Raw genomic sequence first — 20,586 nt, forward strand, 5'->3', positions numbered from 1 at the left:
GACTTGAAACATACAGGAATCAGTCGTTTCCGTATACGGTTGATTCCTGTTTTGGATCCGGCATACTGAGGGTTGTGACACGGGCAGCGACCGGCATCTATCGCGGCACCTCGGCCGAACAGCGACGCGACGAACGCCGTCAGCGGCTGATGGACGCTGCCCTCGACATCATCGGCACCCAGGGCTGGGCCGCGACCACCGTGCGCGGAGTGTGTGAGCAGGCCAAGGTCGGTCCGCGGTTCTTCTACGAGAGCTTCGCCGACCTCGACGCACTCGCCGCCGCCGTACACGACGAGATCATCGAGACCGCGGTCCGTAGTTCGCTGGACGCACTCGCCGCCGCACCCGATGACATCGCGGCTAAAACGCGGGCCGCCGTCACCGCCATCCTCAATTCCGTCGTCGAGGACCCCCGCCGAGCCCGCATCGCTTTCGCCGAAGCGCACGGTAGCGAAATCCTGATGCGCCGCCGCGCCGCCGCGATGCGCACTATCGCCGACGTGGTCGCCGAACAGGAACGCGCACTGTTGAACCCGCCGGCCGGTAGTGAAACCTTGGTCCGTGCGGTCTCTTTGATGATCACCGGCGGCGCAGCCGAATTGGTCTTGGCCTGGCTCGACGGCAGTATGGACATCAGCCGCGACGAACTGATCAACCTGTGCGTCGAATTCGTGCTGACCTTCGCGGACAACCTGACCACGATGGCCGCCCGAATGACCTCGTGAACCCACACCGGACACGCTGTCCGCTCAGCCGTTCACCGGTCGTTCGTCATAGTCCTCGATAGGGACCCCGGGCGCTGCGAGCGCGTTCACGTCCAGATCCTGTCGACGAATCGATAGCAGCGCCACGATGCCTGCCACCCCGGCGACGACCGCCGCCCCGATCAGAACTTCATGCAGACCGGCGATGAACGAACCGCGGACGGCATCGGCCACTGCCGCGGCCAAGGGCGTCGGCACGGCGTCGATGACCTGCTGGCCCGCACCGACGGCGGTCGCCTGCGCCGCCTCGTCGGCGCGCGCACCGAGCAGACCTGCTACTTCGGTCGCATGGAACGCCGTCTCGACCCGGCTGTGGAACACCGAGCCCAGCGCGGCGACCCCGATAGCCATCCCCGCCTGCTGCATCGTCTCGTTGATGCCCGAGGCCATCCCCGCCTTGTCCGGGGTGACCACCGCGATCGCGATCGCGGCACGCGGCGGGTTGAACAAACCCATGCCGAAGCCGATCAGCAGCATCGAGGGGATCAGCGCGGTCCACTCAGAAGAGGCGTCGACCCACAGCACCGCGACCAGACCCGCGGCGATGAACAGCTGTGACGCACCGACGAGCAGCCCGGGATCGGCGCGAGCGGTGAGAATCCCGGCGACGACCGCGGCGGCGAACAGCGTCAGGGTCAGCGGCAAGAACCTGATTCCGCTGTCGAATGCCGTGTAGGACAGCACATTGCGGACGTAGGAGATCAGCAGGAACAGCGCAGGCATCACCGACATGGCCGATAGCGTCGCCACGATCGACAAGCCGTTGAACGTCCGGTTCCGCAACAGCGACAGATCGACCATCGCGTCGGTGCCGCGTCGCCGCTCGATGACGACGAACACGACCAGCAATCCCACTGTCGCGAAGAAACTGCCGACCACCGGCACGCTGGTCCAGCCATGTGTGCCACCTCGCATCAGCCCGAAGACGAGGAGGAACAGCGCCGACGAAAAGGTCAGCATGCCGAACCAATCGACCCTCGGCGCGTCCTTCTCCGACGATTCCCGCATCCGCTGCCGGCCGATCAACAACGCGACCACCGCGAACGGCACATTGACCAGGAATATCCAGCGCCAATTCCACGTCTCGGTGAGCACACCGCCGATCAGCGGCCCGAACGCGATCGCCAACCCGACGACCGCGCCGAAGACGCCGAACGCGCGGCCCCGGTCCTTGCCACGGAACTCGTGCCCGAGCAGGGCGGGGCCGACCGCGAACAGAACCGCACCGCCGAGCCCCTGCACGAACCGCGCGCCGATCAAGACGGTGTCGCTGCCTGCCAGCCCGCAGGTCAGGGAAGCGAGGGTGAAAACGACCATGCCGTACTGGAATACCCGGCGTCGCCCGATGCGGTCGGCCAGCGACCCGGCGGCGAGCAGCACCGTTGCCAATCCGAGTGCGTAGGCGTCGAGAATCCACTGCAGCTCGGTGAAACTGGAATCGAACGTGGCCCGAATGTCGGAGAGCGCTACGTTCACGACAGTGAGGTCCAGCATGAGCATGAAGGTCGCGATCGCGACCGCCGCCAACGTCCAGCCTGCGGCACGGCTGTCAGTTTCGCGAGTGACGTCCACGGACACTGTCACGGTATCTCCCTCTCGGTATCGGATGTGCGGGTCGAGTGGTCAACGGGTCAGGTCCGCGACCAGCGCGCTCGCGCAGCGGTCGGCCAGTGCGGTCACTGTCAGAGCGGGCGGAACCGCTCCGGTCGAACCGGGAATGAGTGAGCTGTCGACCACGTACAGGCCGGGGTGCGCGTCGATGCGCCCGTAGCTGTCGGTCACCGTGCCGAGTACCGCACCACCCAGCGGGTGCGAGGTCACCGCGGGCAGGGCGAGCGCAGGTGCCGATCCTGAACTCACCGAGTCGAGTTTGGCGAGGATGGTGCCGATGTCCTTGGTTACCCGGGCGATCTCGGGAACCTCAGCCGGCCAGCGCAACTCGACGGCATCGATGGCCGCGTCGTAGACCAGCGAGCCCAACGGTGGGGCGATGCTCACCGCCAACGCGTTCTGGCTGAGGCCACCCAGGACCGGCACGCCGAGCGGGAAGTTCAACAGGGTGGTCGGTGTCGGGCCACTGTGCCAGTCGAGGGCGACGATGTGCGCCGGTCCGCCCTGTCCGTCCGCGGTTCTGCCGAGCCGAACGGTCACGTGGTCGCCGGAGGAACCCCACGACCGCCCGACTTCGGTGGACAGGCGGGGCAGATCGCCTCGGGCTCCGGCACGGACCAGCAGCTTCGAGGTGCCGACTGATCCCGCGGCGAAGACCACAGTGCTGGAATGGAATTCGGTGGTGGAACGCGTTCGGCCGGCGGCATCGAGCACGGCGCAGGTGAGGGTGTAGCGATCGCCGTCGACACGGACGTCGGTCACCGAGTGCAGGGCGAGGACGGTGACAAGTCCTGTCGCTTCGGCCGCGGCGAGGATGGTGCGATCGACGCTGAGCTTGGCGCCGCTGTTCACCCCGAGGATGCAGTCCCCGACCGTGGCCGACGGACGGATTCGTCCGCTGATCTCCTCGCGCACCACATCCCAGTCCGTGGCCATCGGCACTCGTCGCACTTGCAAGCCCGCGCGCTGAGAAAGCTCGTCGAAGGCACGGGCGGCCGAGTATTGATCGGCGGCGAGGACATCATCGGGAATCGGGCTGCAGCCGATGAGTTCACGTGCGCGTGGATACCAGCGGTCGACCATCTCGTCGTAGTCGAGACGATCGTCGAAACTGGCCCTGAACAGATCTTCTTCAGGGGTCATCATCACCGTGTAGTTCACCAGCGAGCCGCCGCCGACGCCCGCGCCGGCGAAGCAGTTGATGCCCGAACCGGTGACGACTTCGAGCACGCCGGTGGCCACTCCCGGCAGCCACAGCGCGCGGGTATCGGGATCGACCGCGCTCGCGAAGGTATCCCCGGCGGCGGTGATCGGCCACCGCCGTCCCCGCTCGAGGACTGTGCAGGAGATCCCCTTCTGCGCCAGGCGCAGTGCCGTGACCGCACCCGCGTATCCGCTACCGATGACCACCACATCCGCGCTCGGCTGGGCCCGGCTCATCGGTGCTCGTGCGATCGGCAGCGCGGCGGCCGCCATCGCGCCCGTCGCGGCCAGCAGGACCTCGCGCCGGGTCGTCTTCGTCGTTCTCACTCCATGGTCTTTCTGCCGAAGGCTCGCTCGGCCGACAGTTCGGTGGCGAGTCGAGCGGGGGTGCGGTGGACGCCGAAATGATCGGTATCGAGCACGCGTACGCGAAACCGGCCGCGGGTATGGGCCCGCCAGCCTTCTGCCGTCGCCGCTGACACCAGCGGGTCGCGCAGCCCGGCGATCACGGTGATCCCGCACCCGACATCCGCCGACTCGGCGGCCCGATAGCGTTCGACCGCGCGATAGTCGCTGCGCAGCGACGGCAGGTACATCGCCCGGGTCTCGGGGTCGTCGAAGATGCTCGACTCGGTCCCACCGAGAGTGGTGATCCGCTCCAAGAACTGCGTGTCGTCGAGCTCGTGCAGCGGTGGACGTGGCGAGGGCGACGCGGGCGGCCGCGCGCTGGTGACCGTCAGGTGTCGCACCCGCGTGGCTGTCTCGGTGTCGAGCGAACGCGCGACTTCGAAGCCGATCAACGCGCCCATGCTGTGACCGAGCAGTTCGAACGGACCGGCCACCGTGGTCCGCAGCGCGTCGGCTAGTGCGGCCGCTGTCGACTCGATGTCGCCGATCAGCGGTTCACGGAACCGGTCCTGGCGCCCGGGGTACTGCACGGCGAACACCCGATGCGTGCGGGCGAGCGTCACCGACAGTGGCCGGAAGAATCCCGCCGTTCCACCCGCGTGCGGGAGGCACACCAGCACGGGCAGCTCCGGCGCGCCCGCACCGAACTCCCGCAACCACCGGACCGCCGGGTCGGCACTCACAGGGCCTGTTCCGCCCGCGGATGCACCTTCACCCACATCTGGGACAGCCCGTAGGAGCCCTGCTGCTCGCGCAACCGCGCGGGACGTTCGGCATCGAGGCTGAAGCGGTCGAGTACCGGCAAGAACGCCGCGAACGTGGTTTCGGCCAACAGCCGTGACAACGCCGCACCGGGGCAGAAGTGCACGCCCGCACCGAAAGCAAAGTGCCGGTTGACATTCGGACGACTCAGGTCGAGCTCGTCGGGATTGTCGAACTGTCGTGGGTCACGGTTGGCGGCCCCGAGCACGACATGGATCAGCGCACCGGCCGGGATGGTCGTGTCATGCAGGGTGAGCTCTGTCGCGGTCCGGCGCAGCAGCCACTGGGTCGGGCTGTTCAAGCGCAGGTACTCCTCGATGAACGCCGCGTGCTTGCTCGGATCGGCGCGCAGTTCGGCAGCGAGGTCGCGGTCGCGCAGCAGCAACTCGATGCCGCCACCGAGCAGGTTCATGGTGGTCTCATGGCCCGCGGCGATGAACGACCAGGCCATGGTGACCATTTCGTCGCGCGTCAACGCCCCGCTCTCGTGCTCCTCGACCAGCTCGCCGAGGATGTCGCCTCGGTTGGGTTTGCCGCGGCGTTCGTGGGCGAGTTCTTCCATGTAGTTGCTGAACTCGACGATGTCTTCGAAGAAACCGGGAACCCGGTCCGGGTCCAAGCCCGCCGACACCGCGAAGGAATTCATCACCGCCTGCGACCAGCGCCGCAGATCCGCCTTGCGGTCGAGCGGAACTCCGAGCATGCCGCCGACGACACGCAGCGGCAGCGCGGTGGAGTAGGCATCGACGAATTCCACCGAGTCGTGGCGGTAGAGCTCGGCGAGCAGTTCGTCGACCAAGGTTCGAACCCAACCGCTGAGCTGCCGTACCAAGCGGGCATTGAACGCACGATTGGTCGAGTGACGCAGGCGAGTGTGTTCGGGGGCATCGCGATTCACCAGCATCGGCAGGTTCATGTAGTTGTCCTGCTGGATCTTCGACGAGAACTGGGTCTTGTCCTTGAGTGCGAAGCCCACGTCCTCGTAGCGGCTGAGCACGTAGAGGTCCTCACCATCCCAGCTGCCCTCGGGCATGTAGTACACCGGGTGCTCGTCACGCAGCCGCCGATAGATGTCCCACGGGCTCAGCCGGTATTCCGAACTGGCCAGATCGATCAACGCAGTCGACACGACAATTCTCCTTATCGAGGATGGGGACGCTCAGGACTCGGTCGGCGCGGGCAGAAAGCCCGAGGCGACGAAGGCGTCGAGGTAGCGGTGAATCAGTGCGCGGTCCAACGCTGGACAGCGGATATCGAGTTCGCGCAGCGCCGCCCTGGTGTGGACCGACTCGGAGAAGGGCAGCCGCACGTCGTCGACGGATTCGTGCAGGAACGGTGTCAGGCCGACCAGCGCCATCGTGCCCGCGCGCCGATTGACCACTTGGTCGCGCCATGCTTCGAATGACAGCCCGTCGAACCGGTAGCCGTAATCGGCGATGTGGCCGAACAATTCGGCCCAGCTCAGCTGCTGCGGGTGCACGAGGTGAAAAGTGTGACCGACCGCCGACTCGGTGTGGCTGAGCGCCACGATGCCGCGCGCGACATAGTCGATCGGGGCGGGCTGCAACGGCATCGGCGCCTCGGTCGGCGCGATCCGTGCTTCGACGCAGCCCTTGATCATCATGCTGAGGTGGTCCTGGCGATTGAACGCACCGGTGACGCTGTCACCGCCGGTGTTGATCCGGTGGATGGTCGTGGGCACCCCGCGTTCGTGCGCGATCCGAACCAGCTTCTCCGCCACCCACTTCGACTGCGCGTAGCCGACCGCGAGCGGACCGCTGGTGTCGAGTTCGGCGTTCTCCTCGACGGTGTCGGCGGTGTAGGTGCGAGAGGAGAACACTCCCACTGTCGAGATGAAATGCACCGGCCGGGGGGCGCCGACGGTGGCCAGACGCAGCACCTCGACCGTGCCTGCGACGTTGGCCGGCGCCAGACCTTCGTAGGGGTAGGTCCACTTCACCATGCCGCCGCAGTGCAGGATTTGACCGACGAGCCCGTGTACCGCGTCGAACGCTTGTCGTGACAGCCCGAACCGCGGCTCCGCGAGGTCGCCGACCAGCGGAATGATGCGATCGCGATGGTCGGCTCTGTCGAGGCCGTACTTGGCCAGGTTCGCGCTGATCCGCTCGGCGGCGTGTGTCTCGTTCTCGGCACGGACCAGGCACACCACATCGCTGTCGGTAGTGCGGAGCAGTTCGTCCAGCAGGTAGGCGCCGACGAACCCGGTAGCCCCGGTGAGCAGCGTTGCCGCGGGAGCGTCGGGGTCGGGTGCGCCGGTGGCCGTGATGTCGGGGTCGAGCAGCGCTCTCGCCGACATCTGTTCGACGGTCATCAGGCGCGACCGACGGCGCCGCGGTCGCCGCTCGGGGGCGGCGGGTGTTTCGACGGTCGCCGGGTCCGACGCCGGTTGCGGGGTCGATACCGTCGGCAATTGGTCGGCGATCCAGCCGGCCAATCCTGTCAGCGAGGCCGCGTCGAACATCGTCTCGGTGTCGAGTTCGAGCGGGAAAGCCTGCTCGATACTGTCTTTCAATTCGATGAGCATCAGCGAGTCGAGCCGCTCGACCAGCGATTCGGACGCGGTGAAGTTGGCCGCGTCGTCTTTGGTGATGCGGGCCAACGCCGCTCGGAGATATCCGATCACCCGCTCGACCCGCTCGGTCCGTGGCAGCGCCGCGATGGCTGTGGCGTCTACCTCGGCCCGTGGATCGACTCGCCCGACGGGGGCGTCGCCACTGTGCACCGCCGCTGCCATGCGGGTCAGCATCTCCGGGATGACCTGGGCGAACGAGACGCCTTCCAGGAATCCCAAGTGCTCGCCGTCGCTGCCGACCAGTGTGACGTCACCGAGCAGCTGCCCGTTCGGTCCGGCCACAGCGGTCGCCGTCGCCCGGATCGGGCCGTTCGGAACCTCGGTCCGCATGGCCATGCGTCGATACCCTGTGCCGAGTCGCAACGGTCGCTGCGGGCCTGCTGTCGAGGCCGGGTCGTGCGCTGCCAGGGCGACCAGCTGTACTGCCGCGTCCAACAGCAGCAGTTCGGGGCGGATGCCGGCGCGGACACCGCGAGTATCACTCGCCGGCATCGTGAACGACGCTTCGGCCCAACCGGATCCGCCGCGCGCATCGTCGATGAGTTGGAAGCTTTCGCCGAGCCGAAACTGCGGGTGCCAGAAATCGGTGTAGAACTCGTGTGTGCTGTAGCGCGGCAGGTCGTCACCGCGAGCAGTGTCGACCTGGCGCAGCGGTTCGATCTGTTGAGCTACGCCGCGCCGGACCTGTGCTGACAGATGCAGATGCCAGCCACCGTCGACGCTTCGACTATGGACGGCGGCGGTATAGGCGTTGTCGGCGCCGGTCACCGAGACCTGCACCGTCGCTTGCGCATCGGGGCGCAGCACGAGGGGACGCTTGATCTGGATCGAGTCGATCCCGACCTCGGTACCCAACAGTTCGGCGCCGGCGCGCAGCACGAGTTCGATGAACACCACCCCGGGCACGACGTACTCGTCATACACCCTGTGTTCGACCAGGAACGGCAGGTCAGCGACTGAAATGGTGGTTTCCGCGACCAGCCCGCCCGAGGCCAGTGAGGTGAAGCGGGGTTCCAACGGCCGTGACACCAGCGCGGTGGAGGCGGCGTGGGTGTCGATCCAGTACCGCTCGCGCTGGAACGGGTAGTGCGGCACGGTGATCGGCGGGGATGTTCGGGCGGTGGCGGACTTCCAGTCGATCGCTGTGCCCGCCCGCCACAGCGCCGCGACGGCATGGGCCATCCCCCGTGTCGGATCGTCGCGATCGAGGGTGGAAATCCGGGGGCCCACGTGCTCGACATCGTCGAAAGTCGCGAGCAGCGAGCCGACACCGAGGGCGATCACCGTGTCGATGCCACGCGCCACGATCTCGAGCGCGGCCGGCTTGAATTCGTCCGGCGCACAGCTCCACTCGGCCCAGAGGGCGGCAGTGGTGAAGCGCGCCGCGTCCAGTTCCCGGTCGTCGGACAGGAGCAGGTCGATCCGCGGCGCGGCCAAGCTCACCCCGGCACACAGCTGCGTAGTCGTGGTGTCGGACATGCCGGTCTTCGCGGCGACGATGCGAGCACCGTCGATCACCGAGAAGACCCCGGCCAGGGCGGCAGCGGCGTACCTGCCGAACCCATGGCCGACGAGTACCTCCGGTTCCACCGCGCGCGCACGCCACCACAGGCCGACAGCGACAGCGACCACGTATTCCGCGAGTCGGCCGATCGTGGGGTCAGCCAACTGCGCCCGGTGCTCGGCGCCGTTCTCCAGCAGCACCGATATCGGAAAGTCGGTCGCCTCGACGATGCTGTCCACCGTCGCGGTGACGGCGGGATCGAATCCGTAGACACCGTCGAGGATTCCGACGAGGTCAGCGGCGTCACCGCCGCCGACGACGAACGCCGTCCGTGGTGAGCCGGACACCCGCTCGGGTGCGAGCACACTTGGATCGACCCGCGCTTCGGCGAGGACCCGTAGGCCTTCGAGCAATTCCGCCGGTGTCCGCGCGATCACCGCGGCGCGCTCCGGCAAGTCCGCCCTACCGACGTTGGTCGCACGTGCCACCTGAACCGGATCGATGTCAGGGCGCCGGGCGACGAAGTCGGCCAGCAGCGCGGCCGACTCACGAACGGCCCCGACACTGCTGCCGGAAACCTTGACAGCGACACAGGTTCGCGACCCACTCGGTGTCGCGTTCGAGTCGGTGCGATCCGGTGCGACACCGAGCACCGCGTGCGCGTTGGTGCCGCCGAAGCCGAACGACGACACCCCGGCCACCCGGTCGGACCCGGTCCAGGGGGTGATAGTGGTGGCCACTCGCACCGGGATGGCCGACCAATCGACATGCGGATTCGGGGCGAGCAGATTTCGGTGCGGCGCAATGACACCGTGTTCCAGCACCATCACCGTCTTGATCAGCGCGGCGATTCCCGCAGCCGCTTCCAGGTGGCCGATATTGGTTTTGACCGAGCCGATCACCAACGGGTCCTCCGGGGCACGATCGGGCCCGAATACCGCGGCCAGAGCCCGCACTTCGATGGGATCGCCCAACGGTGTCCCGGTTCCGTGTGCCTCCACATAGCCGACTTCTGACCCCGACACCCCGGCCGCCCCCAACGCGGTACGTATGACATCTTGCTGCGCGCGACCATTCGGCACCGTCACGCCCGAGGACTTGCCGTCCTGGTTGACCGCGGTCCCCCGCACCACCGCCATCACCCGATCGCCGTCAGCGAGCGCGGCGGACAGCCGTTTCAACACCACCACGCCGCAGCCCTCGCCACGCACGTAGCCGTCGGCGGCGGCGTCGAAGGTGTGGCACTGGCCCGAGGCCGACAACATGCGCCCCTTCGACAACGCGACCGTCGTCACCGGCGACGACATCACGTTCACTCCGCCGACGAGCACCACCTCCGATTCCCCGGAACGCACGCTCGCGCAACCCAGGTGCAACGCCACCAACGATGACGAACACGCCGTGTCCACAACCACGCTGGGGCCCTGCAGTCCCAGCGTGTACGACAACCGGTTCGCCCCGAAGTTCGAGGAGTTACCCGTCGCGGCGTAGGCGTCGACTCCGGCCAACCCGGCCGCCGACAATCCCAGCTGCGCGTAGTCGCCCGACGCCATACCCACGAACACCCCGGTCGATGACCCGCGCAGCGAATCCGGAGCGATGCCCGCGTGCTCGAGCGCCTGCCACGCCACTTCGAGCATCAACCGATGCTGCGGGTCCATCGTCGCCGCCTCGCGGGGAGACACCCCGAACAGGGCCGCGTCGAATTCCGCCACTCCGGTGAGGAAACCGCCGTGGCGGGAATAGGTGCGTCCGGCGACGCCGGGATCGGCGTCGAAGACATCGTCGATCGACCATCGATCGGCGGGCACGACCCCGACACCGGAGCCCCCCGCTACCAGCAACTCCCAGAATTCGTCGGCACCCGAGACTCCACCGGGAAACCGGCAACCGATCCCGATCACCGCGACCGGCTCCGACAGGCGCGAGCGAGCCTGTGCGAGTTCCCTTTTGGTAGTGCGTAATTCGATGAGTGCGCGCCGGACGATGTCGTCACGGTCGGGCGTTGCGCCGGTGGTGGAGGCCGAGGCCTGGCTCAGCGACTCAGTTGTCATGGTTTTCCAGCTCCTGATCCAGCAGTGCGAGCAGTTCGTCGGCGGACAGCGGATCGAGTTCGGCGTTGTCGGCCTGCTCCACCACATCGGTGGCGGTGTCGTCGCGGAGATCGAGAATGTCGTGGAGCAGATAGCTGCTCATGGTGTTGACGGTGGGATGCTCGAACGCGGCTGTCGCTGGAACCGATACGCCGAGCAAGAGGTCCAGTCGCCGTTTGAGCGCCACGCTGGCGATGGAATCCATGCCGGCGGAGAAGAAGCCGAGGTCCGGGTCCAGGTGGCTGTGGGGATCACGGCCGAGCACCTGGGCCACCTCGCGCTGTAGGGCGGTGACCATCAGTCGCGATCGCGCGGCCGGGGACGCCGCACCGCGCAGACCCGCGTGGAACTCGGTGGCCGTCGACTCGGTGGCCATGCCCTCGAACTCGGCGAGCAGCGGTCTGGTTCGTTTGGCTTCCAAGACCGGCTTGAACTGCTCCCAGTCCACCGACGCGACGGTCAATTGCGCGATGCCGGAGCCGATCAGCCGATCGAGGGCCTCGAAGGCGACCACGTCGGGCAGTGCGGACAACCCCATCGATTCGAAGTAGGCGTCGTGGTGGGCACCCATGTGGCTGTCCGCGAACCAACCCCAGTTGAGCGCATAGGTCGGCGCACCGGCGCGCGAGCGCCGATGGGCGGTCATGTCCAGGTAATAGTTGGCGGCGGCGTAGTGCCCGGCCAACGCCGATCCCCAGACCGACGAACCCGAGGAGTACAGCACGAGGAAGTCCAGATCGGCTTGTGCACAAGCCTTTTCGACGACACGGGTGCCGCCGACCTTCGCGGTCAGGGTTTCCTGGAAGGTCGGCCAGTCGAGCTGGCTGATCGAGGCCGGGGTGAACGCGCCCGCCGCATGCACCACGCCCGCGATCCGCGACCACGGACGATCCTGGGCGAACAGGTGATCCATCTGTGCCTGATCGGCGACATCGACACTCGGGGTGTGCACAGTGACCCCCTGGCCTCGCAGCCGCTCGATCGTTGCGAGAACTCGGCCGGCGTGTGTGTCGGGCTGTGCCGACTCCGGCAGCGGCGACCGTCCGAGCAGGACCAGCTCCCGCGCGCCCCGGCGTGTCAACCACTCGGCGATGCGAAGGCCCAAAGTGCCTCGCCCCCCGGTGACCACGTAGGTGCGGTCGTCGGCGATGCGCACCAGGGGTGCTGTCGGACGGGCCAGTTCTGACCGGCGCAGCCGGGCGACGAGCCGGCGACCGGCCCGCAACGCGATCTGGTCTTCGCCGTCACCGTCGATCACCTCATCGAGAGCCGCGGGGAGCGAATCGGTGACAGCGGCGGCTGGGTCCAAGTCGATCAGACCTCCCCAGATCTCTGGGTGTTCGAGCCCGATTACCCGGCCCAGACCCCACACCGGCGCCTGCTCCAGGGCGATCGGCGCCGACCCCGCCTCGACAGCGCCGCTGGTCAGCAGCCACATCTTCGCCTCGGAGCCGCGCGCTGCCAGTGCCGAAGCGGTCGCCAGTGCCGCCGCGCAGGAGACGGTGACCACGGTGTCGAACCCCGCGGTCGCGACGTCAGCGGCGGCTACCAGCTGGATCACACCACGCACCGGGCCGCATTCGGCCACCAACGCCGCCACGTGTTCACGAATCCGGTCGCCGTCCAGCACCAGTTCGGGGTCGTACAACGCCGCCTCGACGACAGACGCGCCGCGTTGGTGGAGCAACTCGACCAGCGTGTCCTGGGCTGCGCACGGTTGACCGACCACGAGCCAGCGCCCCGACGCTTCGGTCGGGTGGGCGACACGGTCGACGTCGAGCCAGTGCACGTCGTAGACATTGCGCCCCAACAGGTCCGGAGCAGCCGCCTTCGCTACCGGTGAACCCGACCCGAAGTCGAGCCAGTGCCGCTGTCGCTGCCACCGATAGGTCGGCAGTTGCGCACGCTGTGGTGTTTCCGGTTGGAGTCGGTCGTGGTCGATGCGATGACCACGCACGTGCAGGGCCCCCGCCGCGGTGAGCATGCTGTGGCCCACCGGAGCACCCCGCTTCATCGAGGCCACCGACTCGACGTCCCCGGGCAGGGACTGCGCGATACTGCCGCGCAGGACCGCGTTCGGACTGATTTCGACCACGGTCACCGATTCGGCCGACTCACAGGCGGCCACCAGCGCGTCTTGGAACAGCACCGCGCGCGACATGTTGTCGGCCCAGTAGTCGGGTGTGGGACGGAAGCCGGCCGGGACCCGCCGGCCGGTGACGGTCGAGTAGTACGCGATGCGCGGCGCCTCGACACCGATCGAGCCGATCTCGCCGATCAACCGCTCACGCAGCGGAGTCATCTGGTAGCTATGGAACGCGTAGTCCTGCTGAATGCGCGTGGCGAGCAGGCCACGCGACTTCGCGATCGCCTCCACTCGTTCGACACTGGACTTGGCACCGGCCAGCACGGTGTTGACCGGACTGTTGGCCGCCGCCACGGTGATGGTGTCGGCGAACTCAGCGCTCAACTCCGCCGCGACCGTCCGGGAGGCACCGATGACCACCATCGCACCGTGCCCGAAGGTTTCGCGCATCACCCGCCCGCGCCGCACGGCGATCCGCAACGCCGATTCCATCGTGAGCGCTCCACTGCAGTAGGCGGCGGCGATCTCACCGATGCTGTGACCGACCACCGCGTCGGGTTCGACGCCCCAGCCGCGCCACATCTGGACCAGGGCGATCTGTACCGCGACGATCGCCGGCTGGGCGATCTCGGTGCGGGCCAGCAACGAATACGAGTCGTCCGCGGTGAGCTGCTCGATGAGCGACCACCCCGCGACCTCGTGAATCGTCGCCTCGCATCGCAGGAGGGTTTCGCGGGCGACGTCGTCGGAGAGCAGTGCGGCGCCCATCCCGGCCCACTGGGTCCCCTGGCCGCCGAAGGCGAAGATCAGGCGTGGCGACTGGTCAGGCTTCACCACCGTGGACACCTCGGCGAAGGAATCGGTGTCAACGATCGCGTCGAGCCGGTCGGCAGCCTCGGCCGCCGACCGCGCGACCAAGGCCAGGCGGGCCGGGTGGTGCGGGCGGTAGCTCGCCGCGGTGCGGGTGATCGAGGCCCACTGATCCGCGCGTTCAGGACCCCGCAGCCAGGATCGGTAGGTCTCGGCGGTCGCGCGCAGCGCGTCGTCGGTGCGCCCGGACAGCACCAGCAGCCCCGGCGAGACACCATCGGTCGACACCGGGTTCGCGCCGGGCATCGTGACCGGCGCCTCCTCGACAACGACGTGGGCGTTGGTGCCGCTGAACCCGAACGAGCTCAGGCCGCAGACCATTGGCCGTCGCGCGGGCCAGTCGGTCAGTTCGGTCGCTACCCGCGCCCCGATACTCGACCAGTCGATGTGCGCGCTCGGTCGGTCGAAGTGCAGGGTGGCGGGGACCTGGCGGTGATGGGCCATCAGCGCGACTTTGATCAGGCCGGCGACGCCTGCCGCCGCCTCGAGGTGGCCCAGGTTGGACTTCGCCGAACCGACCAGCAACGGCGTCGACCCACCGCCGTGCGGGCGCAGCGCCGTGGTGAGAGCGCTCATTTCGATCGGGTCCCCGAGTGGGGTCCCGGTGCCGTGCGCCTCGACATAGCCCACCGCATCGGCGGTCAGGTGTCCATCGCGCAGCGCCTCGGCGATCACAGCGTGCTGACTCGGCCCGTGCGGCACTGTCAGCCCCGCACTACGACCGTCCTGGTTGACCGCGCTACCCCGGACGACAGCCCAGATCCGATCACCATCGGCCTGTGCGTCGGACAACCGCTTCACAACCACGACACCGCAGCCTTCACCGCGTCCATATCCGTCGGCGGAGGCGGCGAACGGCTTGCACCGCCCGTCCGGCGACAACGCGTTGAGCTTGGACAGACTCACTGTTGTCGCGGGCGAGAGCATCAGGTTGACGCCACCCACCAGCGCCGCGTCGCTCTCCCCCGAGCGCAGACTGCGCACGGCCAGGTGCAACGCGACCAGCGACGACGAGCACGCGGTGTCGATCGCCATGCTCGGTCCACGAGCACCGAGATGGTAGGAGAGCCGCCCCGCGGCCACGCTGAAGGTGTTGCCAGTGGCCAGATAGGGGTCGATCGCCACCCCGGCAGCCGTCGCCCGCTGCAGGTAGTCGGAGGTGTTGATGCCGATGAATACGCCGGTGGCACTGTCGGCGATCCGGTCACGGCCGTACCCGGCGTCATCGAGCGCCTCGGTGGCCACCTCGAGCAGCAATCGCTGCTGTGGGTCCATGCTGCGCGCTTCGACGGGGGCGATACCGAACGCGTCCGCGTCGAAGCCATCGACGGCCGTGTCGAGGAAGCCGGCCCGGATCGGATAGGTGGTGAGGTCGGCTTGTGGATCGATGGACGCGTAATCGTCCAGGTGCCAACGCTGTTGCGGGACCTCGCAGGTCGCGTCACGACCTTCGCGCAGCAGGCGCCAGAACGCCTCGGGATCATTCGCGCCGCCCGGGAATCGACAGCCCAATCCGATGATGGCGATGGGCTCGTGGTTGTCGGCCGGCTCGGTCGCTACCTCGGCAGCGCGCGCGCTCTCGATCGGTTCCGCGTTGTCGGAGGTGAGGTCGACGAGATAGTCGGCCAGTCGTTCGATGGTCGGGTGGTCGAACACCGCGGTGCTCGGGATGGTTCGGCCGGTGATCGACTCCAATTGGTTGCGCAACTCGACCACCATCGCCGAGGTCAGACCGAGGTCGAACAATCCGGCCGCGGGGCTGAGACTCTCGGTGACCCCCATCAGCTCGGCCAATTGCCGGCCCAGGAGCTGTCGCATGTGGTCCCGGGCCGCGACGTCGACCGGCGGATGCTGTTGCGATTTCCGCCGTCGCGGTGCGGGGGCAGGGCGGTCGGGCTCTGGTTTCACGACCTCGGGTTCGAGCGGTTCGGTGATCCAGTAACGCTGACGTTGGAATGGATAGGTGGGCAGCGTGATCGAGGTGTCGGGTCCGGGCCCGCCTGCGCGCCAGTCGATCCGGACTCCGCGGGTCCACAGCAATCCGAGCGCGCGGGTCAGCGCGCGCTGCGGGAGATTCTTGGCGACCGCTGCCACACACAGCACCGTCCGCTCCCCCGCCGCCCGCTCTACATGCGACAGCAAACCGCCTGGCCCCAGTTCGACGACGATGTCGACACCCCGTCCGATCATCGTGTCCAGTGCCGCCGCGAAGTTCACCGGAAGTCGTGTGTGCGCGGCCCAGTACGCGGGGTCGCAGACGGCGGCGCCGACCGGCTCACCGGAGGTATCGGAGATCATCGCGGTGGTCGGCGGCGAGAGGGCGAATCGTGTGATGAACTCGGGCAACGCCGCCGCCACCCGGTCCATCTGGCGGGAATGGAATGCGCGCGTCACAGGCAGCTCGATGACCTCGATTCCCTGCGCGGTCAGCAGTTCGCACGCTGACGCGACCGCCTCGATCGAGCCCGACACCACGTGATGGTCGGGGCCGTTCGCGACAGCGACGGCAAGCGTGCCGTCGAGCACCTGGGGAAGTTGATCTATCTGCGGGCGTGCGCATTTGGCGACCACCATGCGACCCGGCCCGGCGAGTTCATCGACCAGGCGGGCGCGATCGGCGATGATGCGGGCACCGTCTGTCGCCGAGAACACTCCGGCCAGGGCGGCCGCCGCGTAGGCGCCGACACTGTGGCCGATGACCATGTCGGGTTCGACCCCACGGGCACGCCACCACATACCCAGCGCCACCGCCACCGCGTACAACGCGGGCTGGGCGACACGCGTATCCCGCAGCGCGTCCCTGGATTCGTCCGACGCCGTGGTCAGCACCGAGAGCGAAAGCCCTGTCGCAGAGATGATGTCGTCGATGACTCGGGTGACAACAGGATCGCTGCCGTAGATCTCGTGCAGCGCTCCAGCGACGGCCGCCCCGTGTCCGGGCACGATGAAGGCGACCTTCGGCGGTGCCCCGACGACCCGGGTCGGGGCGAGGACCGCGGCGTTCACTCCGCCGGCAGCCAGTGCCCGCAACCCGTCCACCAACTCGGTGCGCGTCGCGGCTACCACCGCGGCACGTTCAGCCAGGTCCGCGCGTCCGACGTCTGCGGCCCACGCCACCTGGGTGAGATCGATTCGCGGTCGGCGGCCCAGGAAATCGGCCAGCGATCCGGCCGACGCGCGAATCGCGTCGACACTGTTGCCCGACACCTTGACCGCGACACTGCCCGATGCACGGACCGGACCAGAACTTTCCCGCTCCGGCGCGGCGCCTACGATCGCGTGGGCATTCGTTCCACCGAACCCGAAAGACGACACCCCGGCCAGCCGCCCTGCTCCTGGCCACGCGGTCACTTCGGTCGCGACCCGCACCGCCACGGACGACCAGTCCACATGGGGGTTCAGCTCGACGAGGTTGCGGTGTGGCGGGATGACACCACGCTCCATGATCAGCACTGTCTTGATCAGCCCGGCGATGCCGGCGGCAGCCTCCAGGTGGCCGATATTGGTCTTGACCGAGCCGATCACCAACGGCGAATCCTCGCCACGATCAGCGCCGAGGGCCGCGGCGAGAGCCCGGACCTCGATGGGATCGCCCAGCGCGGTTCCCGTGCCGTGCGCCTCGACATACCCGACCTCGGGCGGCTCGACACCGGCCGCCCGCAGCGCATCACGGACGACGTTGTGCTGAGCTCGACCACTCGGTGCGGTGAGGCCGTTGCTGCGGCCGTCCTGGTTAACCGCGCTGCCTCTGATCACCGCCAGCACACGATCACCGTCGGCGATCGCGGCCGACAGCCGTTTCAGGACGACGACGCCACACCCTTCGCCCCGCACATAGCCGTCCGCACCGGCATCGAAGGTGCGGCACTGCCCCGACGGAGACAACATGCGCCCCTTCGACAGCGCGACTGTCGTCGTCGGGGAGGACATGACGTTCACACCACCGACCAGCACTGTGCTCGACTCGCCCGACCGGATGCTCGCGCAGCCCAGGTGCAGTGCGACCAGTGACGACGAGCATGCCGTGTCGACGACCACGCTCGGGCCCTGCAGTCCCAGCGCATAGGACAGGCGGTTCGCGCCGAAGTTCGACGCGTTCCCTGTCGCGGCGTAGGCATCCAGACCGGCGGTTCCACCCGATTCCAACCCGACCTGCGCGTAGTCGCCTGCGCCCATCCCGACGAACACCCCGGTTGCCGATCCGCGAAGCGAGTCGGGCGCGATTCCCGAGTGCTCCAATGCCTCCCACGCGACTTCCAACATCAACCGATGCTGGGGATCCATCGCCGTAGCCTCGCGAGGTGCGATCCCGAACAGCGCCGCATCGAACTCGTCCACTCCGGCGACGAACCCCCCGTGCCGCGAGTACGTCCGGCCCGCTGCCGCGGGATCAGCATCGAAGACGTCGTCGATCGACCATCGATCGGCGGGAACCACGCTGATCCCGGAACCGCCCGACACCAGCATTTCCCAGAATTCGTCGACTCCCGTGACACCGCCGGGAAAGCGGCAGCCCATCCCCACCACGGCCACCGGTTCGTCGACGGCGACATCGCGCACCGCGGCTGCGACGTCGTCGCCGCCGAACAGCTCATCTGCCAGCGCCTCGACGGTCGGGTGTTCCCACATCGATGTCGGGGCGATGTCGAAACCCGTGGCCGCGGCGATGTCCTGGGCGATCTGCACACTCTTCACCGAATCCAGGCCGAGCGCGGCGAAAGGTACTCGGGTGTCTATGGATTCGGGCGTGGAGCCGAGCCGGCGAGCCAGCGCCGCCACGATCGCGGCGACAATTTCGGTGCGACTCACCGCCGCGTCGGGTCGCACAGCCGGCGCGGCGGGCGCGCTGACGCTATTCGTACCGAAGACAGCGAGCACATCGGGCAATTCATCGGCAAGGAACATGGCGCGCGCGGACTTGCGACGGACCTTTCCGCTCGAGGTGAGCGGTAGTCGTCGGGCCGTGACGAGAACGATCGTCGCGATCGCCAGACTGTGTTCCTCCGAGACGCGGGTACGAATCGACGCCGCGATTTCGGCCAGCAGCGCTGTTGTCGCTTGCCGATCGGAAACTTCCTGAACCAACACGATGCCCGAATCATCGTCCATCGCGAAGGCAGCCGAACGACCGCCAGAAACACCGACATGTGCTGTTGCACTTGATGATTCGATATCTTGCGGATAGATGTTGCGGCCCCGGATGATGATCAGGTCGCTTGCCCGGCCGGTGATGTAGACCTCGCCGTCGACGATCACACCGAGGTCGCCGGTCGCGAGATATGGTCCGCGCCCGTCTGGGAGAAATCGTGCAAACGCTTGTGCGGTCGCTTCGGGAAGTTCGAAATAACCCGCCGCTACGCTCGGCCCACGGACCCAGAGTTCGCCGATCGCATCCGCGACGGCAGGGGCACCGGTCTTCTGGTCGACCACGACAGCCTCGGTACCGGCAGGTATCGAGCCGGAACTCACCAGCGAGCGCGCGTCACGCGCGTCACGCGGCGTGGCGATGAGCCCCGCTGCCAGCGAGTTCACCGAGACCAGGCGTGATGTCGACTCGCGCCGGTCGCGACCACCGGAGATGACGAGGGTCGTCTCCGCCATGCCGTAGCAGGGGTAGAAGCCGGAGCCGTCGAACCCCTGCGCCGCGAATCGGTCAGCGAAATCATTGAGCACCGTGGCGTCGACCGGTTCGGCACCGCACAATGCGTGAGTCCAACTCGACAGATCCAACGATTCCGCGATTTCCGGAGAAATTCGATCCGAGCACATAGCGAACGCGAAGTTCGGACCAGGACTGTGCGTTGCCCGGTATGTCGAGATGACCTGGAGCCAGGATTCGGGGCTGCGAACGAAAGTCAGCGGAGACAACAGATTCGATGTGACTCCCGCGAAAAGCGGGAAAATAATTCCACCGATCAAACCCATATCATGATACGGGGGCAGCCACGAAGCGCAAACGCTTTCCTCGGTGATGTCGAAACATTCGACCGCCATTTCCGCATTAGCCAGGATGTTCTCATGAGTGATGATCACACCCTTGGGATCGGAAGTCGATCCTGACGTGTACTGCAGGAATGCGGGTGATGTCGCCAGCGGCGCGAATTCCGCGAATTCGATCGAATCCTTTTGCTCTCCGAATTCTTTCACCGAAAGCCAGCCGATATCCGCGACCGACTCATCGGCAAACATCGCCGCCCGGTTCTCGTAGAAGATCTGGTCGCAGATCAACAACTGCGCTCTCGCCGATCGCACGACCGCGAACAAGCGGGGCAGGTGCCGCGGCGACGTCGGAGGATAGGCCGGAACAGGCACCCTACCTGCATATATGCAGGCAAAGAACGAAACAATATAGTCGAGACCGGGGGCGGCGAGCAGCACAACCCGGTCGCCGAGGGCACTGCGATCGGCGATGGTCGCCGCCGCCGCCCGAACCCGAGCACGCAACTGGCGGAAAGTCACCTCAGCGGGGTCGAATGTACCGTCGCCGCGAGGTTCCAAAAATCTGTACGCAATCTGATCAGGATTTCGATCGGCACGAAAGTCGATCAATTCGACCAGGGTAGCCGGAACGCCGCAAGCAAACGAAGTCAACACTACAACATCCCTACACATTGATTCCAGCACGAAGACGCGGAATAGCGAATGAATTGAACAACTGGAATATCGATTCGCACACACAACCGACAGGCAGT

General features: G+C 67.2%; 7 protein-coding genes. 1 reads left to right on the plus strand and 6 read right to left on the minus strand.

Going from position 1 to position 20,586, the window contains the following annotated elements; translation table 11 throughout:
* The first annotated feature begins 74 nt into the window (after positions 1 to 74).
* Positions 75 to 725, plus strand: a complete 651-nt coding sequence (locus NA12_RS03075; RefSeq protein WP_067445738.1) for a TetR/AcrR family transcriptional regulator — start codon at positions 75 to 77, stop codon at positions 723 to 725.
* Positions 726 to 749: 24 nt separating this feature from the next.
* On the opposite strand, the gene NA12_RS03080 is transcribed toward NA12_RS03075, so the two are convergent.
* Genes NA12_RS03080 through NA12_RS03105 form a run of 6 tightly spaced genes read right to left on the minus strand, consistent with a single transcriptional unit; the run spans position 750 to position 20,506 of the window.
* Complete coding sequence (locus tag NA12_RS03080; protein WP_067445740.1) at positions 750 to 2,348, minus strand: MFS transporter; 1,599 nt, start codon at positions 2,346 to 2,348, stop codon at positions 750 to 752.
* A 39-nt stretch (positions 2,349 to 2,387) separates the two neighbouring features.
* Complete coding sequence (locus tag NA12_RS03085) at positions 2,388 to 3,905, minus strand: GMC family oxidoreductase N-terminal domain-containing protein (protein WP_084472313.1); 1,518 nt, start codon at positions 3,903 to 3,905, stop codon at positions 2,388 to 2,390.
* The gene (locus NA12_RS03090) at positions 3,902 to 4,669 is read right to left on the minus strand and encodes a thioesterase II family protein (RefSeq protein ID WP_067445742.1); all 768 of its coding nucleotides are present in this window, start codon (positions 4,667 to 4,669) and stop codon (positions 3,902 to 3,904) included. Before NA12_RS03090 ends, NA12_RS03085 begins: the two co-directional genes overlap by 4 nt.
* Complete coding sequence (locus NA12_RS03095) at positions 4,666 to 5,877, minus strand: cytochrome P450 (RefSeq protein ID WP_067445744.1); 1,212 nt, start codon at positions 5,875 to 5,877, stop codon at positions 4,666 to 4,668. Before NA12_RS03095 ends, NA12_RS03090 begins: the two co-directional genes overlap by 4 nt.
* 30 nt (positions 5,878 to 5,907) lie before the next feature.
* A complete protein-coding gene (locus NA12_RS03100; protein WP_067445746.1) occupies positions 5,908 to 10,899 on the minus strand; it encodes a thioester reductase domain-containing protein in 4,992 nt (1,663 codons plus the stop codon).
* Positions 10,889 to 20,506 carry a type I polyketide synthase gene (locus NA12_RS03105; protein ID WP_084472316.1) on the minus strand — a complete coding sequence of 3,206 codons (9,618 nt, stop codon included), beginning with the start codon at positions 20,504 to 20,506 and terminating at the stop codon, positions 10,889 to 10,891. The genes NA12_RS03100 and NA12_RS03105 overlap by 11 nt, the downstream gene beginning before the upstream one ends.
* Positions 20,507 to 20,586 lie beyond the last annotated feature (80 nt).

Origin of the sequence: Nocardia alba NBRC 108234 (assembly GCF_001612665.1) — a bacterium.
GTDB lineage: Bacteria > Actinomycetota > Actinomycetes > Mycobacteriales > Mycobacteriaceae > Nocardia > Nocardia alba.